Annotated in this window: 18 protein-coding genes, 1 tRNA gene and 2 pseudogenes; 16 read left to right on the plus strand and 5 right to left on the minus strand. The window is 40.1% G+C overall.

The window, feature by feature from the left end; genetic code table 11:
• Window positions 1–79: 79 nt before the first annotated feature.
• Entirely contained in the window at window positions 80–394 is a 315-nt protein-coding gene (locus tag ACXAEY_RS04710) for a YggT family protein (RefSeq protein ID WP_270179827.1), read from the plus strand.
• Between the two features lie 167 nt (window positions 395–561).
• Window positions 562–634: transfer RNA gene (locus ACXAEY_RS04715), tRNA-Ala, on the plus strand.
• 159 nt (window positions 635–793) lie between these two features.
• On the opposite strand, the gene ACXAEY_RS04720 is transcribed toward ACXAEY_RS04715, so the two are convergent.
• The gene (locus tag ACXAEY_RS04720) at window positions 794–1,201 is read right to left on the minus strand and encodes an endonuclease domain-containing protein (RefSeq protein ID WP_474810702.1); all 408 of its coding nucleotides are present in this window, start codon (window positions 1,199–1,201) and stop codon (window positions 794–796) included.
• Window positions 1,202–1,424: 223 nt separating this feature from the next.
• Here ACXAEY_RS04720 and ACXAEY_RS04725 point away from each other — a divergent pair, with 223 nt between their 5' ends.
• The 7 genes from ACXAEY_RS04725 (at window position 1,425) to ACXAEY_RS04755 (ending at window position 9,999) form a co-directional block, all read left to right on the plus strand.
• On the plus strand, window positions 1,425–2,432 hold the full coding sequence (locus tag ACXAEY_RS04725; protein WP_474810703.1) for a YcjF family protein: 1,008 nt from the start codon (window positions 1,425–1,427) through the stop codon (window positions 2,430–2,432).
• Between the two features lie 509 nt (window positions 2,433–2,941).
• Window positions 2,942–3,928 carry a restriction endonuclease gene (locus tag ACXAEY_RS04730; protein WP_474810704.1) on the plus strand — a complete coding sequence of 329 codons (987 nt, stop codon included), beginning with the start codon at window positions 2,942–2,944 and terminating at the stop codon, window positions 3,926–3,928.
• Window positions 3,929–4,312: 384 nt separating this feature from the next.
• Entirely contained in the window at window positions 4,313–6,280 is a 1,968-nt protein-coding gene (gene ltaS, locus ACXAEY_RS04735) for a lipoteichoic acid synthase (RefSeq protein ID WP_474810705.1), read from the plus strand.
• Window positions 6,281–6,525: 245 nt separating this feature from the next.
• Window positions 6,526–6,846 (plus strand): metal-sensing transcriptional repressor, encoded by a 321-nt coding sequence (locus ACXAEY_RS04740; RefSeq protein ID WP_474810706.1) that lies wholly within the window; start codon window positions 6,526–6,528, stop codon window positions 6,844–6,846.
• 12 nt (window positions 6,847–6,858) lie between these two features.
• The gene (locus ACXAEY_RS04745) at window positions 6,859–9,264 is read left to right on the plus strand and encodes a heavy metal translocating P-type ATPase (protein WP_474810707.1); all 2,406 of its coding nucleotides are present in this window, start codon (window positions 6,859–6,861) and stop codon (window positions 9,262–9,264) included.
• A 27-nt stretch (window positions 9,265–9,291) separates the two neighbouring features.
• Window positions 9,292–9,498, plus strand: coding sequence for a copper chaperone CopZ (copZ, locus tag ACXAEY_RS04750; protein WP_474810708.1), 207 nt, complete (start codon window positions 9,292–9,294; stop codon window positions 9,496–9,498).
• Between the two features lie 171 nt (window positions 9,499–9,669).
• Window positions 9,670–9,999 carry a four-helix bundle copper-binding protein gene (locus tag ACXAEY_RS04755; RefSeq protein ID WP_474810709.1) on the plus strand — a complete coding sequence of 110 codons (330 nt, stop codon included), beginning with the start codon at window positions 9,670–9,672 and terminating at the stop codon, window positions 9,997–9,999.
• Between the two features lie 149 nt (window positions 10,000–10,148).
• On the opposite strand, the gene ACXAEY_RS04760 is transcribed toward ACXAEY_RS04755, so the two are convergent.
• Window positions 10,149–10,655 (minus strand): DoxX family membrane protein, encoded by a 507-nt coding sequence (locus ACXAEY_RS04760; RefSeq protein ID WP_474810710.1) that lies wholly within the window; start codon window positions 10,653–10,655, stop codon window positions 10,149–10,151.
• 238 nt (window positions 10,656–10,893) lie between these two features.
• Here ACXAEY_RS04760 and yiaA point away from each other — a divergent pair, with 238 nt between their 5' ends.
• Complete coding sequence (gene yiaA / locus ACXAEY_RS04765) at window positions 10,894–11,361, plus strand: inner membrane protein YiaA (RefSeq protein ID WP_474810711.1); 468 nt, start codon at window positions 10,894–10,896, stop codon at window positions 11,359–11,361.
• Window positions 11,362–11,514: 153 nt separating this feature from the next.
• On the opposite strand, the pseudogene ACXAEY_RS04770 reads toward yiaA, so the two are convergent.
• Window positions 11,515–13,088, minus strand: a pseudogene (locus ACXAEY_RS04770) (high affinity choline transporter 1).
• A gap of 462 nt (window positions 13,089–13,550) precedes the next feature.
• On the opposite strand from ACXAEY_RS04770, the gene ACXAEY_RS04775 reads away from it, so the two are divergent.
• On the plus strand, window positions 13,551–14,138 hold the full coding sequence (locus tag ACXAEY_RS04775; protein ID WP_474810712.1) for a TetR/AcrR family transcriptional regulator: 588 nt from the start codon (window positions 13,551–13,553) through the stop codon (window positions 14,136–14,138).
• Window positions 14,139–14,209: 71 nt separating this feature from the next.
• Here ACXAEY_RS04775 and cudC read toward each other — a convergent pair whose 3' ends face one another.
• Window positions 14,210–14,749 carry a choline uptake/conversion transcriptional regulator CudC gene (cudC, locus tag ACXAEY_RS04780; RefSeq protein WP_474810713.1) on the minus strand — a complete coding sequence of 180 codons (540 nt, stop codon included), beginning with the start codon at window positions 14,747–14,749 and terminating at the stop codon, window positions 14,210–14,212.
• Window positions 14,750–15,035: 286 nt separating this feature from the next.
• Between cudC and betB the strand changes: the two genes are divergently transcribed.
• Window positions 15,036–16,508, plus strand: a complete 1,473-nt coding sequence (betB, locus tag ACXAEY_RS04785; protein ID WP_474810714.1) for a betaine-aldehyde dehydrogenase — start codon at window positions 15,036–15,038, stop codon at window positions 16,506–16,508.
• Between the two features lie 140 nt (window positions 16,509–16,648).
• A pseudogene (gene betA / locus ACXAEY_RS04790) lies at window positions 16,649–18,330 on the plus strand (choline dehydrogenase).
• Between the two features lie 285 nt (window positions 18,331–18,615).
• Here betA and ACXAEY_RS04795 read toward each other — a convergent pair.
• The gene (locus ACXAEY_RS04795) at window positions 18,616–18,885 is read right to left on the minus strand and encodes a hypothetical protein (protein WP_474810715.1); all 270 of its coding nucleotides are present in this window, start codon (window positions 18,883–18,885) and stop codon (window positions 18,616–18,618) included.
• A gap of 143 nt (window positions 18,886–19,028) precedes the next feature.
• Between ACXAEY_RS04795 and ACXAEY_RS04800 the strand changes: the two genes are divergently transcribed.
• The 3 genes from ACXAEY_RS04800 (at window position 19,029) to ACXAEY_RS04810 (ending at window position 20,392) form a co-directional block, all read left to right on the plus strand.
• Window positions 19,029–19,184 (plus strand): DUF1540 domain-containing protein, encoded by a 156-nt coding sequence (locus tag ACXAEY_RS04800; RefSeq protein WP_270179776.1) that lies wholly within the window; start codon window positions 19,029–19,031, stop codon window positions 19,182–19,184.
• A 128-nt stretch (window positions 19,185–19,312) separates the two neighbouring features.
• On the plus strand, window positions 19,313–19,816 hold the full coding sequence (locus tag ACXAEY_RS04805; protein WP_270179775.1) for a hypothetical protein: 504 nt from the start codon (window positions 19,313–19,315) through the stop codon (window positions 19,814–19,816).
• Window positions 19,817–19,966: 150 nt separating this feature from the next.
• On the plus strand, window positions 19,967–20,392 hold the full coding sequence (locus tag ACXAEY_RS04810; RefSeq protein ID WP_474810716.1) for a DMT family transporter: 426 nt from the start codon (window positions 19,967–19,969) through the stop codon (window positions 20,390–20,392).
• Window positions 20,393–20,404: the final 12 nt, after the last annotated feature.

Genomic DNA, 20,404 nt, shown 5'->3' on the forward strand with positions numbered 1-20,404 from the left:
CACTGGAAAAAAACGACACGTGTGCACGAGCTTCATACGGGGTAAAGAAAAGAGACGACTGGTCAAAAGGGTGATAACAATGGAACAAAGACGGAAACCGTCATTTTTAATAGCTCTTATTCGATTTATAGTGGGCATCGTAGAAGCAATCATAGGGCTGCGCATCTTACTGACGCTGTTCAGCGCCAACCCCTCAGCGCCTTTCGTGCAGTTGATCTATGACTTATCCGAACCACTGCTCTATCCGTTTCGAAATATCTTTCCGACACGAGAATTCGGCGACCAATTTGTGATTGAGTTCTCGGCTGTGTTTGCACTGATTATTTATAGCATTATCGGTTCTATTCTGGTGAGAGCGATCGTTGCACTTGAATCAGGAGCGGGGAAACGGTAATAGAGGAAGGACGTCGTGGAAGCGGCGTTCTTTTTTGATACGTAAGATGAGAGTGGCAGCCCGAAAATGCATATTATTGGAGAATAGTACTTGATGGATGTAAGCCGTTTCAGTATAATGAAAGCTAGCTGGAAAAACAGTTTGTTGGACTACCAACAACATATTACGGGGCATTAGCTCAGCTGGGAGAGCGCTACACTGGCAGTGTAGAGGTAAGCGGTTCGAGCCCGCTATGCTCCATTGAAGGAAACCCTTGCGGAAGCAAGGGTTTTTCTTTTTGTGCATTTTTAGAATCAAAGGGACGGATCTAGTAATCGATGTAAAAAAAAGAATGACATTATTGTAGGGATCAGATATCGCCTATTCTACTTTCATTATATTGTTTTAAAGAATATATGTTCATTTCGTGTTTACTTCTTTTTCTATTCGATAAAGAACGAGGCTCATTTTATTATTTATTTGTCGACCACTAAAACGCATTACCTTCCATCCGCTTTTTCTTAAATAAGCATTTTTCCTTCGATCATGCTCTCTTTGTTTTACTGAAGAATGAAATAATTTTCCATCGCATTCAATTGCAATCTTGTAAGCACGTAATACGAGATCAATTCGGTATGGTCCACATTGAACTTGGCTTTCCAGTTGGTAACCATTATGTCTCAATGCTCTATATAGTCGACGTTCGATAGGGCTCTCACACTTTCTGAATTCCATATCTTGTGGATGCGATGTTTCTCTTGGATTGTGCATATTAAATATGATAAAGCTGCTTAATATTAAACCGAAGAATACTAGATAATCTACCATTAATAACACCTTTGTTTTTTATTAATTATTTACAAAAGCACAAGATAATAATCAATGGTTACATCATCTAGGTTTCTTAATTATGTATGAGAGTGAATCAGTAGAACCGTCTCACTGATTCCCGACTTCTTGAAGTACTCAGCTTCACAGTCTCGTTATTGTTGGAAATAAATAGTGATGTCGATTGAAATGTGTTAAAATTCAGAAAAAGAGGAGGATTAATATGGAAAGCATAAATGAGTTTGATGAAAGAATTTTCTATGAATCTTACGAGCAAGAAATGAAGAATGTAAATGACCAATTAGATAAAGAGATTCTTTTCGCAATGATTGGGGACGTTAACTCTGGCAAATCTTCCACAATCAATCGTTTAATTGGTGAGGACGTTGCGCAGGTAGGGGCAAAACCTGGCCAGACAGTAGCAGTAAAAGAGTATGAATATACCGAGAAAATCCTCTTTGCAGACACACCTGGATTGGATGACATTAATATATTAAATTCCAAAGAAACATTAAAGTTTTATAAAGAAGCAGATGTTATCTTATATTTTTTGAACGCAGCAGGTACTGTATTTTCTGAAGGGGAAAGAAAGCTTTTTGAAGAAGTTAAAAAAGTTAATAAAAATATTATTCTTGTATTAAATAAGATAGATGCATCAGATAATGTTCAAGAGCAAGTTTCGTACATACAAGGAAATACAGGTTCCGATTATAAAGTTATTCCAATCTCCTCAAAGACTGGCGAAAATATTCCTAAGCTTAGAAATGCGATACTAGACATCCTTAAAGAGAAAAAAAAAGATATACAGTTCGCCAGAATATTAAAAGAAAAATCTTCAACCGCTGATAAATGGATCGTCAGTGCTACCACCGCGGCTACAGCTATTGGTGCTAGCCCTATTCCTGGATCGGATTTTGTTCCTTTAACTGGTGTTCAAGTAGCTTTAATGGTTAGAATGGCAACGTTGTATGATAGACCGCTCAGTAAGGAGAGAGCAAAAGAATTAACGATTGCTTCTTTAACGGGGAATGTGGGCAAAAGTCTTTTTCGTCAAGTCGTGAAACTTGTTCCGGGAGCAGGAACAATTGCTGGAGCGAGTATTGCTGGTGGGATGACATTAGCATTAGGTTATGCCATGAAGTATGCATACGAAAATAACATTGAATTGGATGCTACTACTTTAAATACCTTATATGCTACTTTTATGAAAGAAAAAGTAGTAAATAAATAGCATAAAAATGCGGTTGGATATGAGCACTATAAATAAAAGTGTAGTACTGCCAACTGTTTTTCTATACGGGTAGGGGACAGGTTTATTGTCCCTCCCAATTGGGCTAAAAGCAATTGAATTTAATGACGTGCTAACCACTTTGAATAAATATGAAAGAGGAATTACTCACGTACATTGTTTTATTAAACATTTTACAAACGGTTCACCGGTCCCTCTGGTTTCTCCACAATTATTGTTATACCACCAGTATCAACACATCTAACACTTCCTCCGAAAGTTTGCTAATCCATCATCAATAGCTGCTGCTCCTAATAATACTGAAGACGCTAAAGCAGTTTTAAAGAAAGGCAGCGCATTTCAAGCAGTAATTGATAATTTAGGGGACGGTCCAAGTGATTTATTTAATGAAACAATATAGCGTTGTAGATCAGAATCAATTATAACTGCAATCTAGCATGAGAATAAGTTAGAGCAAGAGTAATTGTTTACTTATTAAGGAGGCTACATAAATGAAACGTTGGTGGATGGTTAGAGCTGGGGACAATAACGAATTAATTTCAGTATGGGGTGAACAAGGTATTGCCTCTATTGGATGGCCACAATTAGGAGATCCAAAACAATTTCAGTCAAAGAGTGAAATAATTGATATGGCTAATGAAGTATATGAAGAAAGTAAACCAAAATCCAGAAACAGTTGGGCAAATCAAGTTTGGCGTTTTAGTAGAGACATTAGAAAAGGGGATAAGGTAATAACCTACTACAAAGAAACAAGAGAATACATGGTAGGAACAGTTACAGGCGAGCATTACTTTGATAAGTCGATTGGAGATTTGAATTATCCTAATCATATTGAAGTTGACTGGGAAGACGTTACTGTAGAACGGGATCTTTTATCACAAGCAGCTAAAAACAGTTTAGGCTCAATACTAACGGTATTTCGTGTTGATGAATGGGGAGTAGAAATTGAAAGGTTAATGGAGTCGCCTTTTTTAGAACCTGAGGATACAGATGAAGATGAGGAAGAAGCAAGTGAAATCATACAAGACCTGGTTAATAAAGCTTTTATTATGGTTCAAGATAAAGTGGATAAGCTCAATCCCTGGCAAATGCAAGAGTTAGTAGGTGGTTTATTACAAGCGATGGATTATAATGTTCAGGTAAGCCCTAAAGGGCCTGATGGCGGAGTGGATGTACTAGCATTTAAAGATGCCTTTGGATTTGAAAAGCCAATTATTAAAGTTCAGGTAAAACATCGAAAATCATCTGCATCTGCACAAGAAATTCAGCAACTACTTGGTGCAAATCCAATGGATGCGAATAGTTTGTTTGTCTCTACCGGAGGGTTTACTTCGCATGCTGAAGTGGTCGCAAAACATAACTCTGTTAGATTAGTAGACTTAGAGGAATTGGTGAATTTAGTTGTTAAATGGTACGAACAAATGCCGAATGATGTAAGGGCTTTATTACCGTTGCAGAAGATGTATGTACCGGAGTAATCTTTCTGAAGTGTTGTATAAATAAATGATCCAAACTTGAGTGGTAATTATTAGGAGGGTTTCTGCAAAGAAATCCTCTTTTCGTATTCAATTAATAGAAAAAGAATTAATCCAGTCAATTTCAAAATTTTTCTTTTGAGACTAAGAAGATCTATGATCTGAAAGGCTTCGGCGGTATCGATTATCAGAATGATTCCCTGAAATCCATCAGCTATTTCGAAAACTTTTAGCAATATCTACTCAAAAATTTATTAAATACATCCTTCAATACATATTTGACATTAACTCAATATGGTCGTATCATACTCGAGTATTAACCATTATCCAATTAATTTACATTTATTTCATAAATCATATTAAGCGGTGCATTCCGCTAGGAGGCTGATGACAGTCATGTTTGAACAATTAAAAGGCCAGTTGAATAAGCCGTGGACATTGTTCTTTGGCGTCATTCTATTATTCTGGTTAAAAACCTATGCAATCTATCAAACGGAATTTGAATTGGGTATCAAGAACGGTATTCAATCATTTTTACTTTTATTAAATCCAATAAGTTCATTATTGTTCTTCTTTGGGTTTGCATTATTCTTTAAAGGACGCAAACGATTGTGGGCAATGCTGATTATCGATTTCTTGCTCTCATTTGTCCTTTATGCAAATGTGGTATACTATCGATTCTTTAATGATTTCATTACGTTACCAACCGTGATGCACTCGAATGATGCAGGAGAGTTAAAAGATAGTGCATTTGCGTTGATGCAATTCACAGATGTCTTCTACTTTATTGATACACTGCTAATCCTTGGGTTGATTCTGTTTAAGGTTGTGAAACCACAGGCACCATTGAGAAGAAAGAAGATCGCGATGATTTTTGCATCAGCAGCAGTCTTTTTTGTGGTCAATCTTGGTCTAGCTGAGACGGATCGTCCGCAGCTTCTGACACGTTCGTTTGATCGTACGTACCTTGTGAAGTATCTCGGACAGTTTAACTATCAAGTCATCGATGCGGTTAAAACGATTAAATCAAATTCACAAAGTGCTTTAGCGAGCAGTGATGATTTAACGGAAGTAATCAACTTTGTTGAAGCAAACAGAACGGAACCGAATCCTGAGTACTTCGGTGAAGCTGAAGGAATGAATGTGGTTTATATTTCACTCGAATCCCTCCAAAGCTTTGTTATTGGAAAAGAAGTGAATGGAAAAGAAGTAACACCGTTCTTAAATAGTCTCGTTGAAGATCAGAACACGTTCTATTTTGATAACATCTTCCAACAAGTTGGACAGGGGAAAACGTCTGACGCAGAGTTTATGTTGGCGAATTCACTTTATCCGTTACCAAGTGGATCTGTAGCGATGGAGAAAGCGCGTAATACGTATCAAGCGCAGCCTGCGATTCTTGAACAAAAAGGCTATTCAACTTCATCTCTTCACGGAAACGGGAAAACGTTCTGGAACCGTGACGAAATGTATAAGTCATTTGGTATTCAGAAGTTCTTTGACTCAAGCTACTATGATATGAACGAGCAGGATGTTCATAACTATGGTCTGAAAGATAAGCCATTCTTTAAGCAGTCCATGCCTTATCTTGAAAGTCTAGAGCAACCGTTCCATGCGAAGATGCTTACACTATCGAACCACTTTCCATTTACAATGGATGAGGGAGATGTTGATTTCCCTACACCTGAAACAGATGATGCAGTGGTAAATGGCTACTTCCAGACGGCGAAATATATGGACGAATCGATCGAACAATTCTTTAATGACCTGAAGAAATCTGGTCTTTATGATAATACGATGATCGTCATGTATGGAGATCACTATGGTATTTCGGATAACCACAACAAAGCAATGAGTCAAGTAATGGATAAAGAAATCACTCCGTACGAAAATGCACAATTGAAGCGTGTACCACTTTTCATTACCGCACCTGGGCTTGAAGGAAAGCAGGTACACGAATACGGCGGGCATATCGATATTCGAGACACTGTTCTTCACTTGTTAGGTGTAGAAACAGATGAGTTCATTTCATTCGGTTCAGATCTTCTATCAGAAGATCACCGTGAAATTGTACCGTTTCGAAATGGTGACTTCGTAACACCTGAGGTCACTTCCGTAAACGAAAAATGCTACGAGAATCCTACAGGTGAAAAAGTAGATGGTGAAGCATGTGAACAGCCTGGCAAGTTTGTCGAAGAGTCTCTTGAACTCTCTGATAAAGTAGTTTACGGCGATCTCCTTCGCTTCTACAATCCAGAAGGTTTCGAGCCGGTTAATCGTGATGATTACAATTACAACGTTAATCAACTAGATCCTGAAAAGGAAGCACCACAATCGCAAGAAAAAAAGAAATAATAAGCACTAAATGAAAAAGGTTCCGGTCATCGTATGATGATCGGAACCTTTTTATATTAATGAAGACAAGAAAAGTGGCTATATCTTCAGCGTTCAGCGTTTCTTTTATGAGTTAAAAGATTACCCCCTAAGGGTAAAGTAGATACATATTAAAATTCACTATTATATACAAGGTACTTCACTTGACCAATATACCTAACGGGGGTATATTTGAAGTAAGATATTGAAAAAAGGAGATGACTACTATGAACAAAGATTTGGATCTTGAGCTTCAACCAGATAAACAGCCATCTGAGAATCGAACCGAAGAAGAAAAGCAGCAGCTGCAAAATCGCTTGAAGCGAATAGAGGGGCAAATTCGTGGGATTCAGAAAATGGTCGGTGATGATCGTTATTGTGTGGATATTCTAATTCAATTATCAGCAATTCAAGCTGCTCTAAAGAAAGTAGGATATACCTTGCTCGAAAAGCATACAAAAACTTGCGTGGCAAGTTCGATTCAAGAAGGAAATGGTGATCATCATATAGAGGAATTGATGAAAGTGATCCAACAATTCTCCAAATAAGAAGGTGATAAAATGGATGCTGTAAAGAAAACGTCACTCTATATAACAGGTATGACATGTGCTTCATGTTCGCAGCGCATTGAGAAGGTATTAAACAAAATGGACGGCGTTGAAGCGAATGTAAACCTTGCGATGGAAAGAGCGGATGTTCAGTTCGACGAACAAAAAGTTAACCCTTCAGACATCGTCAACAAAATAGAAAAGTTAGGATACGGAGTTCGTAAAGAACAAGTTGAGCTAGATATCCATGGTATGACATGTGCTGCTTGTTCAACCAGGGTCGAAAAAGGATTGAACCGAACCTCTGGAGTAGCATCAGCTTCGGTAAACCTGACAACAGAATCCGGTGTTGTCACGTATCAGCCTAGTGCCATTACGGTAGATGAGATCATCGAGAAGGTAAAGAAACTAGGGTATGATGCAGTCGTTAAAGAAGATCGAGAAGAGAAGAAATCGCACAAGGAAGAAGAAATTAAAAAGAAAAAAGTGAAGCTTGGTATTTCGGTCTTGCTTTCACTACCGTTACTATACACCATGATTGCTCATCTTCCGTTCGATGTTGCTCTTCCACTGCCTGACTTCTTCATGAACCCTTGGTTTCAATTCCTATTGGCTACTCCTGTACAGTTCTATATTGGTGCTCCGTTTTACGTAGGTGCTTACCGCGCCCTTATTAATAAGAGTGCCAACATGGATGTACTCGTAGCTCTTGGTACATCTGCTGCTTACTTTTATAGTGTGGTGGAGGGTATTCGATTACTACTTACGCCAGGGTACCACCCGGAATTGTATTTTGAAACGAGTGCTGTTTTAATCACACTAATTCTTGTTGGGAAGTTGTTTGAAGATCTTGCCAAGGGCAGGACGACGCAAGCGATCACGAAGCTTCTCAACCTGCAGGCGAAAGAAGCGAGTGTTTTACGAGACGGCGAAGAAGTGAAGGTTCCAGTCGATCAGGTAGTCGTTGGTGATACGATCATCGTTCGCCCGGGTGAAAAGATTCCAGTGGATGGCAGCGTTCAAAAAGGGAAGTCCTCAGTAGATGAATCCATGATTACCGGAGAGTCGATCCCAATTGAAAAAACGGACGGTGATGCGGTCATCGGTTCGACCATTAATGAAAATGGTACATTGACGATCACCGCTGAGAAAGTAGGAAGTGATACTGCATTAGCAGGGATCATTAAAATTGTAGAAGAAGCTCAAGGGTCAAAAGCCCCGATTCAAAGAATGGCAGATATCATCTCAGGTATTTTTGTTCCGATCGTTGTTGGTATCGCCTTCGTAACGTTCCTTGTCTGGTATTTATGGGTGAACCCATACGATTTACCTCAGGCACTAGAAGTTGCGATTGCCGTTCTAGTGATTGCTTGTCCATGTGCACTTGGTCTAGCAACACCTACTTCGATCATGGTAGGGACAGGGAAAGGTGCTGAAATAGGAGTGCTGTTCAAAGGCGGCGAATTTCTTGAGGGCACACACAAAGTCGATGCGATCTTGTTAGATAAAACAGGAACGATTACGAAAGGGAAACCGGAAGTAACGGAATTTACAGTGTTTGAAGGAGAAGAACAAGAAGTCTTATCCTATCTTGTAGCCGCAGAAAAGGCCTCGGAGCATCCACTTGCTAGGTCGATCGTTCAATATGGTGAACAAAAACAAATCAAAGTGGATGAAGCTGAGAGTTTCGAAGCGATCCCGGGGCACGGTATTACGTCTCTGATCGACGGTAAGAGGGTGCTGGTCGGAACGAGAAAATTAATGGAACGAGAAAATATTCAGTACACGCAACATGAAGAAGTGATGGCAGCTTATGAAACAGAAGGAAAGACCGCAATGTTCATCGCCATCGAGCATAACATTAGGGGAATCATTGCCGTTGCTGATACAGTGAAAGAAACATCGAAACAGGCGATACAAGAATTACGAAATCTCGGTATCGATGTTTACATGATTACTGGAGATAATAAACGCACGGCAGAAGCAATTGGAAAACAAGTGAACATCAAAGGTATTTATGCAGAAGTTCTTCCAGAAGACAAAGCAAACAAAGTAAAAGAGTTGCAAGGTCAAGGGAAACGAGTTGCCATGGTTGGTGACGGAATCAACGATGCGCCAGCTCTTGCAACGGCTGATATAGGGATGGCGATCGGAACAGGTACCGACGTTGCGATCGAAACGGCTGATGTTACCCTTGTTGGAGGCGACTTAGAGCATATTCCAAAGGCAATCAACTTAAGCCGAAAAACGATGAAAAACATTCGCCAAAACTTGTTCTGGGCATTATTCTATAACTCGATCGGTATACCGATCGCTGCAATCGGTCTATTAGCACCGTGGGTAGCTGGAGCCGCAATGGCATTCAGTTCTGTATCAGTTGTAACGAACTCACTTCGATTGAAGCGAGTTAAATTATAATATCATTCTTGAAGGGAGATTTTAAACATGGAACAAACAACGATCAAAATTGAAGGTATGACGTGCAACCACTGTAAATCGGCAGTTGAAACAGCGTTAACCGAGTTAGATGGTGTTTCAGGTGTTGAGGTTGATCTGAAGCAAGGAAAGGCAGCTGTATCGTACGATTCAGCTAAAGTCACAGTATCTGATATGAATGAAGCAGTAGAAGAACAAGGGTATGATGTGAAGTAACGATACTTGAATAGATTAGGAAGCAAGGGGAGACCTTGCTTCTTTTATGTTGGAAAAATGTGCGAAAAATGAAATTCCTTTATACGGAAATTTTGTTCAAAATATCGTTTAGAACGCTAATTTATTGGAAAAATACCATAGTGTATACAAAATATAGGGAGGAATTTGATTATGTCACACGAAAAATACGGTTCAATGATCGAAACGCTTCATGAATGCATGACGGCATGTAATCATTGTTACGATTCTTGTTTAAAAGAGGGTGATGTCAAGATGATGGCTGAATGTATTCGTCTTGATCGCGAATGTGCTGATATATGTGGATTCCTTGAACAAGCTCTAGTTAGAGGTACACCATTTGCAGCTGAACTTGCTCAAGCTTGTGCAGCTATTTGTGAAGCATGTGGGAATGAGTGTAAGAAGCACGACCATAAGCATTGCCAAGATTGCGCAGACGCTTGCTTTAAATGTGCAGAAGCATGTAAGAAGCTTGCAGCTTAATGAATATTTGTACTTATAAAAAGCTACACCCCTCTTTCAGAACGGCATGGGGGCTGTAGCTTTTTTTGTTTTTTAATAAAGTCTTATTAGAGATGTAGAAAGTGGAATGCGCAGTTTCCTTTTGTGATGAATGAATTGTAAACATTCTTTTATTTATGTTCAAGCACGGGCTTAACCTGACGAATGTGGAAACCTTGTTTAACAAACGGGATCACCCATCGGTCAAGCCCAATCTTAGCTGCATTATAACTAGCAATCAGAATCAGCACTCCAAGGATCACCATCATCGGGTTCGTGCTTGTTGTTCCACTAAATAGGAAGGCAAAATTCATAATAACTCCCATTAATGCTGCAAAGGTTGTGAAGGTACCAAGAATTAGGCCAAGCCCAACAAGCAATTCTCCCCAAGCAACTAGTACATTGAAAAGCTCGACATTTGGGATCGCAAACCCTTCTAAGAATGCAGCCCACCATCCTTGCACAGCAGGATGTTCACCGGTAGCCTTCGCAACTGCTCCTTGAAGATAGCCATTTGCATCAAAACCACCTGTGATCTTTCCCCAGCCAGCAGTTAGCCATTGATAACCTAGGTATAAACGTATGAACAATAGAATACCAGAAGCTACTTTGTTTTCTCTTAGAAATTGAATAAACATTTTTCTCACGCTCCTACTTTAATAGTCTGATCACATGTTTATTATCGCCAATCCTTAAACCGTCTTCTGTGATAAGTATCACAATCTTGATGATTAATTTAATTAGAGGATATAAACTCGTCTTATTTTTAAATAACAAAAAATTCATACAATAATAGTGTTAAAATGTAAAATATTGCTATAATAGTCGGTATAGGATAGTAAAATAGCCTGCGTATAGTAAAAAGGGGGGCGGGTAATGTCAGAAGTAAATGGTAACCCGTTAGTGAAGGATGAAAAAAAGCCAAAGGTGAAGGTGGAAAGAAAAGAAGGGGAACCGACTGCAGCTTTTAAAGGGGCAAGCTGGGCAGCTTTGGTCATCGGTGTTTCCGCTTATTTAATCGGTCTTTTTAATACTGGGATGGAACTGAATGAGAAGGGGTATTACTTTGCTGTATTGGTATTTGGGCTGTATGCAGCTGTTTCTCTGCAAAAAGCGGTTAGAGACAAGGAAGAAGATATCCCTGTCTCGGGCATTTATTACGGACTAAGTTGGTTTGCAGTAATTATCGCGATCTCTTTGATGGCAATCGGACTTTATAACGCTGGAAGTATCATCTTAAGTGAAAAAGGATTTTACGGGATGTCATTTGTTCTTAGTTTATTTGCAGCCATAACGATTCAGAAAAATATTCGTGATACGCAGGTGGCAAAAGAGAGAGGGTAAGGGACTCCCCATTTTAACGTGGTGGTTTGTAATTTGAGTATGAATCAATCATAAAAAGCACCTCACATAATGCTAGTAGGCGCATTATGTGAGGTGCTTTATTTTATGCTTTTAAACCATTCCATTTTGCTTCATTGATTAGTACAACCTAAATCAGGCGATCTTCTCAATCTTTTCATTTCCATTTTTTCTCTCTGCCGGCATCAACAATGGCTTAGGTGGACAAACTTTTTGAGTCAATTTAGACACAACGATAATTGTCACTAAGCCAGAAACCATTGCGAGTGTTCGGAATGGAAAGAGTACTGTGCCTGCTTCGATCATTGGATATGGCAAGAATACAGGAAGTCCGATGATCGGCTCTCCCCCGCCTAGACGTAAAACGAAGGAAACGATTAAACCTGCAACTGCCCCATATTTATTTGCTCCTTTAAAGAACAGTGCGGTTGTGAGCTGTGGAAATAGAATAACGTATACAAGATCAGCAGCAAGATACCATAAGGCATAAACACTTTTCACATTCAATGCGATGATCGTCGCTGCAATTCCAACAAGGATGATGGAACGTTTGATCATTTTCTTAAGCTGATCACTTGAAGCTTTTGGTTTGAACAGTGGTCGATACACATTCCAAGCAGCCATGGAAGACGCTGATAAGATGGACGAATCCATCGATGACATAACGGCAGCTGCGAGTGCTCCTAATCCAATTGCTCCAATAATATCAGGCGTTAAATATTGCAGCACATAAGGGAGGATCATCGCTGGATTATCAGGTGCATTTACGCCAAGACTTGCCCAGTCGGTATCTAACCCGATCGCTCCGATGATCACTGCAGGGACTGCTGCTAGAATACAGATAAATCCTGCTGTGATGGAAAGCCACATAGCTGTTTTCTCAGTCTTAGCTGAAAGCACACGCTGAAAGTATACTTGCCATGGGATCCCTCCGAAAATAAGGAGTAGGGCAAAGTCCCACCAGTTCCAGTAATAGTTCCCCCATTCAGGATCCTTCCAGCCGTCTAGAGGGGAAAGAGACTTGCATAACTTCCCATGTCTGTTTGGTAATTACTCCAAACGGAACTTAATCCGCCTACTTCTGATAGTGCAAATGGTAGTACTAAGAACAAGCCGATCATGACGGCGAGCATTTGAAAAACGTCCGTAAAAGCAACGGACCACATGCCTCCCACCACTGTGTAGGCAATCGCGATAATGGCTGATAGGATAATCGATGTTTGGAAGTCAAGTCCTAGAATCGTTCCAAATGTAGTCCCTAAAGCAGTTAGAATCGCACCACTCCAAAAGACTTCGCCTAAAAGTGCTGGGATGTATAATACACCAGCAACTTTCTTACCAAAGCGCTGTTCGAGTGGATCGATCATGGTCATGAATTCATAGCGACGCATTTTTCTAGCGTAGAAAATACCGCCAATAATTAAGCTCAGTGCGTACCCCCACGGGGCCTGGGCCCATGCTAATCCAAAGGAATACGTTGATTCTGCTGTTCCTGATATGTATCCACCGCCGACCCAAGTTGCAGCCATCGTAAACATAGAGATCCATAGTGGTAACGATCGTTTAGCTACCATCATATCGGATGCTGACTCGGATTTGTTACTGGCCATAAAGGCCCCAATATAATAGATGACCCCGTAAAAGGCGAGCATCGAAATAAATGAACCCCAGTTGATATCTGAATTTGTTGCTCCTAAGTAAATAAACATAATGACAATGGCTGTTACAAAAACTCCTGCTTTTAGCAGGTTTCCTTTTCGTTTAGTCAAAATATCATCACCCCTCGAAATAGTTTTAATTTAAAACCTTTTTCAGGCGTATCTCTGCAATAAGACACTTTCTTCCTTCATGATGCAATTTTTATAAAACAACGGTTTCATTTCATACTTTGTTAACTCGTTACTACGGAATCCTTATCAAATCAAGAGGACAACGAGTTTCATACTTTTTAAGTAACGCTCCACTCCTTTTTGTACAAAAAATTAAGTATGTTAAATATTTTCTTAACGCAATTAATTGTAAATGCTACATGAAGAGATTTTTTTTGTCAAACCGGTGTCTGAGTAATCTGCAATGTGCCTTCGTTATTCCAGTCGCACCCGTTTTTACGATAGAGAGGAAATGTAGTATGGTATGAATGATGCTTGGACATAAAGCAAGGAGTGGTTAACATGTCATCTACCCCAATGGTTGAAAAAATAGAAAAAGCAGCTTTGCCGCTGTTTGCTAGAAATGGATTTGAAGGAACGTCTTTAACGAAAATCGCACAATGTGTTGGAATAAAGAAGCCATCTTTATACGCCCATTTTGATAGCAAAGAAGATCTTTTTCTTGGAATGCTTCAAAAAGTAAATAGGGACTATCGCCTTTTTCTAAAAGAAAGAGTTGAGAAGTTCAGGAACATGACAACAGAGCAACAACTGTATTATTTGTTAAAAGATAACTCTGCTTATCTTAAGAATGAAGATCTTGGTCTATTATTTAAGAGATTCATGCTCTTCCCTTCGCTAAAAGTAAGTGATACCTACAATGAACAGTTTATCGAATCAGAAAAAGCCTTAACGGAAGTATTAATGGAGATCGTTAAAGAGGGGAAGCGGAAAGGAGATATTCGAGCGAAGGAAGATCAAGTGATCGATGCTTATTTATGTTTACTTGATGGTAGCTTAGAGCAGCTATTCTATTATTCAGAAGTTGAGTATGAGGCGCGTTTGAAAAATGCATGGCGCATATTTTGGAATGGAATCAAGCATGGATGATAGGAGTGAATTTCTATTCCAATAAAAAGGTAGCCTATAGCTCATTGCTATAGGCTACCTTTTCTTGATCGTTAATCTTGTGGATCTTTCGGTAAGAATTCGAATATTTGCCCGCTTCGAATGCTTTCAACTAAATCCTCCAACCAACGATAGTAGGTCTTCGATTCTTCTAGTTGATCATAGTATGATTTTGCTTCTGCAACGATTTCTGGAATGCTGCTCGAATCTTTGATGACTTCGATGAATTCTTCTTGTGCTTCTTCGATGGCTTCCATATTCATTTTCGCTTCGCGTTCCCACATCTGACAATAAAATGCCATAAAAGAGCGGAAGAAATTCTTCTCTGCTACGTATGTATGTTTCCTCGAACCGCGTGTGAATGTTTTTTTTACCATCTTAATTTCTTGTAGTCTTCGAACGCTCGTACTCATGCTTGGTTTGCTCATGCCGAGTTCTGTTCGCATTTCATCAAGAGTCATCTGATCTTTAAAATACATCGTTGCGTATAAATTGGCCGCAGCTGGTGTTACCCCGTACAAATCCATTGTCTCCGCTATCGTGCCAATAACTTTATCTTTGGCTTCTTCTAGTCTTTCAATAGATTCACTCATAAAATAGGTCGCTCCTTTATAGAAAAGTAAATCGAGTTAAAAAGTTATTGAATTTTATTTATGAACTAATTGTTGACGTGTTCACATTAAATGTCAAACACAAGATGTTAAAAAATGAATAGAGATAGTGAGGATACAACTCATTATACCCATCATAGAGAGGCTTAAATCTTTGGTTATCTACTTAAGATTTTATTTTGACACCAAAAATAAGACGTGTTAACGTTAATTATGTTAAATAAATTTTTAATATAATTAATTTACTTCGAAATTGGAGTTGATAGATATGGATCTTAAACTACAACAATACATAAATGGAAAATGGGTCGGTGCGAACTCTGGAAAATTACGTTCGATCATTAACCCATTTAACCAGGAAGAGATCGCTGTTGTTCCAGAAGGAAATGAATCCGATGCAAAAGCTGCGATCGCTGCTGCAAGAGAAGCTTTTGATAACGGCGAATGGTCTACGACACCAGCGACTGAACGAGGGGCAATCGTTAGAAGAATTGCCGAGTTCATTGAAAGAGACAAAGAAGAGTTAGCTCACTTAGAATCGTTGGATACAGGTAAAACAGTCGAAGAAAGCCGCGGAGACATGGATGATATCGCAGGGGTGTTCCGTTATTTTGCGGAACTTGCGGATAAAGACGGTGGAGAGCTCATCGATTCTCCTGTACCGAATTCCATCAGTAAAGTTGTGCGTGAACCAGTAGGAGTTTGCGGGCAAATTACACCGTGGAATTATCCTCTTCTTCAAGCATCTTGGAAACTAGCTCCAGCACTTGCGACAGGGAATACGTTGATCATTAAGCCAAGTGAGATTACACCACTCACTCATATCAAAGTATTTGAACTAATTGAAGAAGCTGGAGTGCCTGCTGGTGTTGCTAACCTTGTTCTTGGTTCAGGTCACACAGTTGGTGCAGAGCTTTCTATCAATGAAGATGTTGATCTTATCTCCTTCACCGGTGGTATTGCGACAGGGAAAAAGATTATGCAATCTGCGAGCACAAATGTGAAGAAGCTCGCACTCGAGCTTGGCGGGAAGAACCCAAACGTAATCTTTGCAGATGCTGATTTTGATCTAGCAGTCGATCAAGCTCTTAACGGAGTATTCTTCCATGCAGGACAAATTTGTTCAGCTGGTACAAGACTGATTGTAGAAGAAAGTATTCACGATGAATTTGTTAATGCGCTTGTAGAGCGAGTGAAGAAGTTCAAGCTTGGAAGCGGATTTGACGAAGATACGCAAATGGGTCCTCTTATTTCTGCAGAGCATCTTGCGAAAGTAGAAAAGTATGTAGAAGCAGGAATTCAAGAAGGTGCAAAAGTAGAAGTAGGCGGCAAACGTCCTGAAGACCCTGAATTGCAAAACGGTTTCTTCTATTTGCCTACCATCTTAACTGAATGCACAACAGATATGAAAGTGGTGCAGGAAGAAGGATTTGGCCCTGTCATCACAGTTGAGAAATTCCGTGCAGAAAAAGAAGCGATCAAGCTATCGAACGATTCCATTTACGGACTTGCTGGAGGCGTCTTTACAAACGATATTGCGAAAGCTGAACGCTGTGCTGCGAAAATGCGTATGGGTACAGTTTGGATCAATGAATTCAACCTCTATTTCCCTCACGCACCGTGGGGTGGATTCAAGCAATCTGGTATCGGACGTGAACTTGGAAAGCTTGGTTTAGAGGAATATACAGAAACAAAGCATATCTTCCAAAACCTGAAGCCAGAAACGATCAACTGGTTCTAAGATACCGATTATTAATTAACAAAAGCCGACGATTCGGCTAACCATACAACATACCAAACTAGTAAATACATGTAATAGGTGAGGAAGTAGACGTTGGTTCTACTACCTCTCCTATTTTCAACATCAAGGAGGAACAGAATATGATGGAATCATATGATTACGTAGTCGTAGGCGGCGGTAGTGCAGGTTCTGTACTCGGTAACCGTCTAAGTGAAGATGGAAAGAAAAGCGTGCTTGTATTAGAAGCTGGGCGAAGTGACTATTCTTGGGATCTTTTAATTCAAATGCCAGCAGCTCTTCCTTTCCCATCTGGAAAAGACCTATATGATTGGCAATACGAAACAGACCCAGAACCTTACATGAAGGGGCGCAACATCCCACATGCACGAGGAAAAGTACTTGGAGGATCTAGTTCCATCAACGGAATGATCTACCAACGAGGAAACCCAATGGACTATGAACGTTGGGGTGCTGACGAAGGTATGGATAGCTGGAACTTCGCACACTGCCTTCCATATTTCAAACGTTTGGAAAATGCGCTAGCATCTCCAGACGATGAGCTTCGTGGTCACGATGGACCGATTAAACTAGAGCGTGGACCTGCAAAAAATCCACTATTCCAAGCATTTTTTAATGCAGGTGTAGAAGCTGGTTATTCACGTACGCCAGATGTGAACGGTTTCCGTCAGGAAGGATTTGGACCGTTTGATAAGCATGTCTACAAAGGTCAACGTCTATCTGCTTCGCGTGCGTATCTACACCCATTCATGGACCGTGAAAACTTGACGGTTCGTACACGTGCTTTTGTAACGGGCATTGATATTGATGGGAAACGTGCGACAGGGTTAACGTACCGTCGCAACGGACAAACGCATCAAGTCAAAGCTGGTGAAGTTATTCTTTCAGGTGGTGCGATCGCGACGCCGCAAATGCTTCAACTAAATGGAATCGGTGACGCTAAACACCTTCGTTCTCTTGGAATCGATCCGATTGTAGATCTTCCAGGTGTTGGTGAAAATCTTCAGGATCACCTAGAAGTTTATGTGCAGCACACATGTCCAGAACCGGTTTCTGAACAGCCTAACTTAAGCAAAGCGCGTATGCCATGGATCGGTTTGCAGTGGATGCTTAACCGTACAGGCCCAGCCGCAACGAACCACTTCGAAGGTGGAGGATTCGTCCGTTCAAATGAGGATGTTGAGTACCCGAACTTGATGTTCCACTTCCTGCCTGTAGCGGTACGTTACGATGGTCAAAAAGCAGAAACGAAACACGGCTTCCAAGTTCACATCGGACCGATGTACTCTGACGCTCGTGGTTCACTAAAAATTCGCTCGAAAGATCCGAAAGAGCATCCAAGCATGGTATACAACTACCTTTCAACTGAACAGGACAAGCGTGAGTGGGTAGAGGCAATTCGCGTTACTCGTAACATCATGTCTCAACCTGCTATGCAAAAATACAATGGCGGCGAAATTTCCCAGGACCTTCTGTGCAAACAGATGAGGAGATCCTTGATTGGGTAAGAGAAGATGCTGAGACGGCACTTCACCCATCATGTACGTGTAAGATGGGACCTAAAACAGACCCAATGGCTGTTGTGGATCCAGAAACAATGAAGGTACACGGTGTAGAAGGCCTTCGCGTAGTCGATGCCTCTGCAATGCCATATGTAACAAACGGAAATATCCACGCACCTGTACTCATGCTGGCAGAAAAGGCTGCTGATCTTATTCTTGGACGTAAGCCACTGGAACCAATTGATGCTGACTTCTATCGTCATGGTGTACATCCAGCTGATGCAGGTACTGTAAGTAAGTAAGTAAGTAAGTAAGTAAGTAAGTAAGTAACATTTTCTAAAGAGTATCTAATTGTAGTGATATAAAAAATCCCCCCTTACATTTTACATGTAAGGGGGGATTCTATTTAGTTCAAGTTTTCCACTGATGACAACAACTTCGGTAGTCAAGACACCGTGTGTTGCGTTAAAGATCGTCTTCTTTTCCATCTGAAAAACTCCCTCCTCATGCCATTACCTGGCAGCAGAGGTTTAAACATTTACAATAGGAAAAAAAGCTGGCAAACAGCCAGCTCATCGTTCATCAATCTACCCATCAGCCGTAACACCTTTCTCCCTTATTAATGCAGGAACCTTCTTCTCATTCTTAAACAGTAAGTAGTGAGCAGTTGCAACTTTTTCTTCTACGTAATCGATTGAAAATGAGCCAGTGGGGTCCGTTAGGTTTCCGATTGCACGCGACAGAAGATCGATCACTTGATTCGAATGGGAGCAATCTTGTGAACTTCCTTCTTTATTCATTTCCTCCATAATGTCGTAAGCTAAATGTTGAATGCGATTCAATCGTGCGAGGTCCATTCCACACTCCTCCTCTTCAGTTTTCTAACCGATAATGATTATATGTAGAAAAAGAGGGTATATGAAAAGTAGTTACACCTTATCGTTATGTATGAATTTCCATTGGAAAGTTAATTCTAATAACAAAAAAGAGGTGATTTTTGATGGCACAAGATGTTCTTTGCGAAGTAAGTAACTGTGTGTATAACAGAGGCGGAGAGACTTGTACGGCGGATAAGATTTTTGTTGTTAGTCACAAAGGGAATAAGGCTCGTGATAGTGAAGAAACGGATTGTAAAACATTTGAACCGAACATGTAAGTTTGGAGAGGCAGCCAGTGGCTGTCTCTTTTTTATTAGAGGCTAGGTTTTTACGATACTCAATTGACGTTGATAATCATTATCAACTATAATGGTGGTAGGTTAACATAGAAATGGAGTTGAGTTAAATGATTCAAGCAGATAGTTGGAGACAAGAGCTTCAAATGTTTGTGGATCAAGTCGTAAAGCGTGTTTATGCATTACCGAAACATCAGAGAAGTCTATTGACTACTCTTGAATTCATTGAAGCAGAGCAATCTTCACTAAATCGAGATCTCTTCCCTTCTCAGGGATGTTATTACATAAAGTTAGCGCAAATCATGGATCACCTTATTCAAGGATTAACCGAAGCAAAAGATAAAGAAGCATGGTTTTGTGAGTTTTGGCGTGGGTTTGATGAGATTCAAGGCACGGAATTCAGCCTGAATTCCGTCATCGTTCATCAGACGGATAAAGAATTAACCGTTCAGAAATATGTCGTTGATCTACTTGAAGACCAGGTGAACCAGTTCCAGCAAAACGTTATTGAATGTTCGAAGCACATGTTTAAACGAATCCCAGATATCATTGAAATAATCGTACTTACAACTGGAAAGAAAAAAATCCTTTTGCCTGAACCGACATCTATTTAAGTCCCTAATCTCCCTCACTCATGTAAGGGGGATTTTTTTATGTAATTTAAGTTTTTTATAAAAAAATGCTTCTGAGGACATATGTCCTAACTTGCTCGTTGTGTTTTGCTTTTTAATAAAGAAGTAGAAAACATGTAAGAGGGTGAGAAAATGAAAGGAAGTATCTTTGCGCTTTTAGGCGGAGCATTTATTACGTTACAAGGTGTTGCGAACACGCGTATTAGTCAAGATGTTGGCGTCTGGCAGGCGACAACGGTCACTCAGTTTGTTGGATTTTTGTTAGCGTTGGTGATTTTGATCAGTCTTCGTAACAAAACGTGGCGAAATGTAACACAAGTGAAGCCTCTGTATTTGATGGGAGGCACATTTGGCGCGATCGTGGTGTTCAGTAATATCACGGCGATTCAAAAGATTGGTGTCACGGTAACGATTTCTGCATTATTGATCGCGCAGCTTCTTTTAACCTTCGTGATCGATAGCAAAGGCTGGTTCGGTGTTGTCAAACAGAAGATGAAGCTTCCACAGTTTATCGGTATCGGGATGATGATTGCCGGAGTGGTTATGCTAACCTTTTAATAGAAGTAAGAG

The organism is Anaerobacillus sp. ABA4_114, from assembly GCF_056159065.1.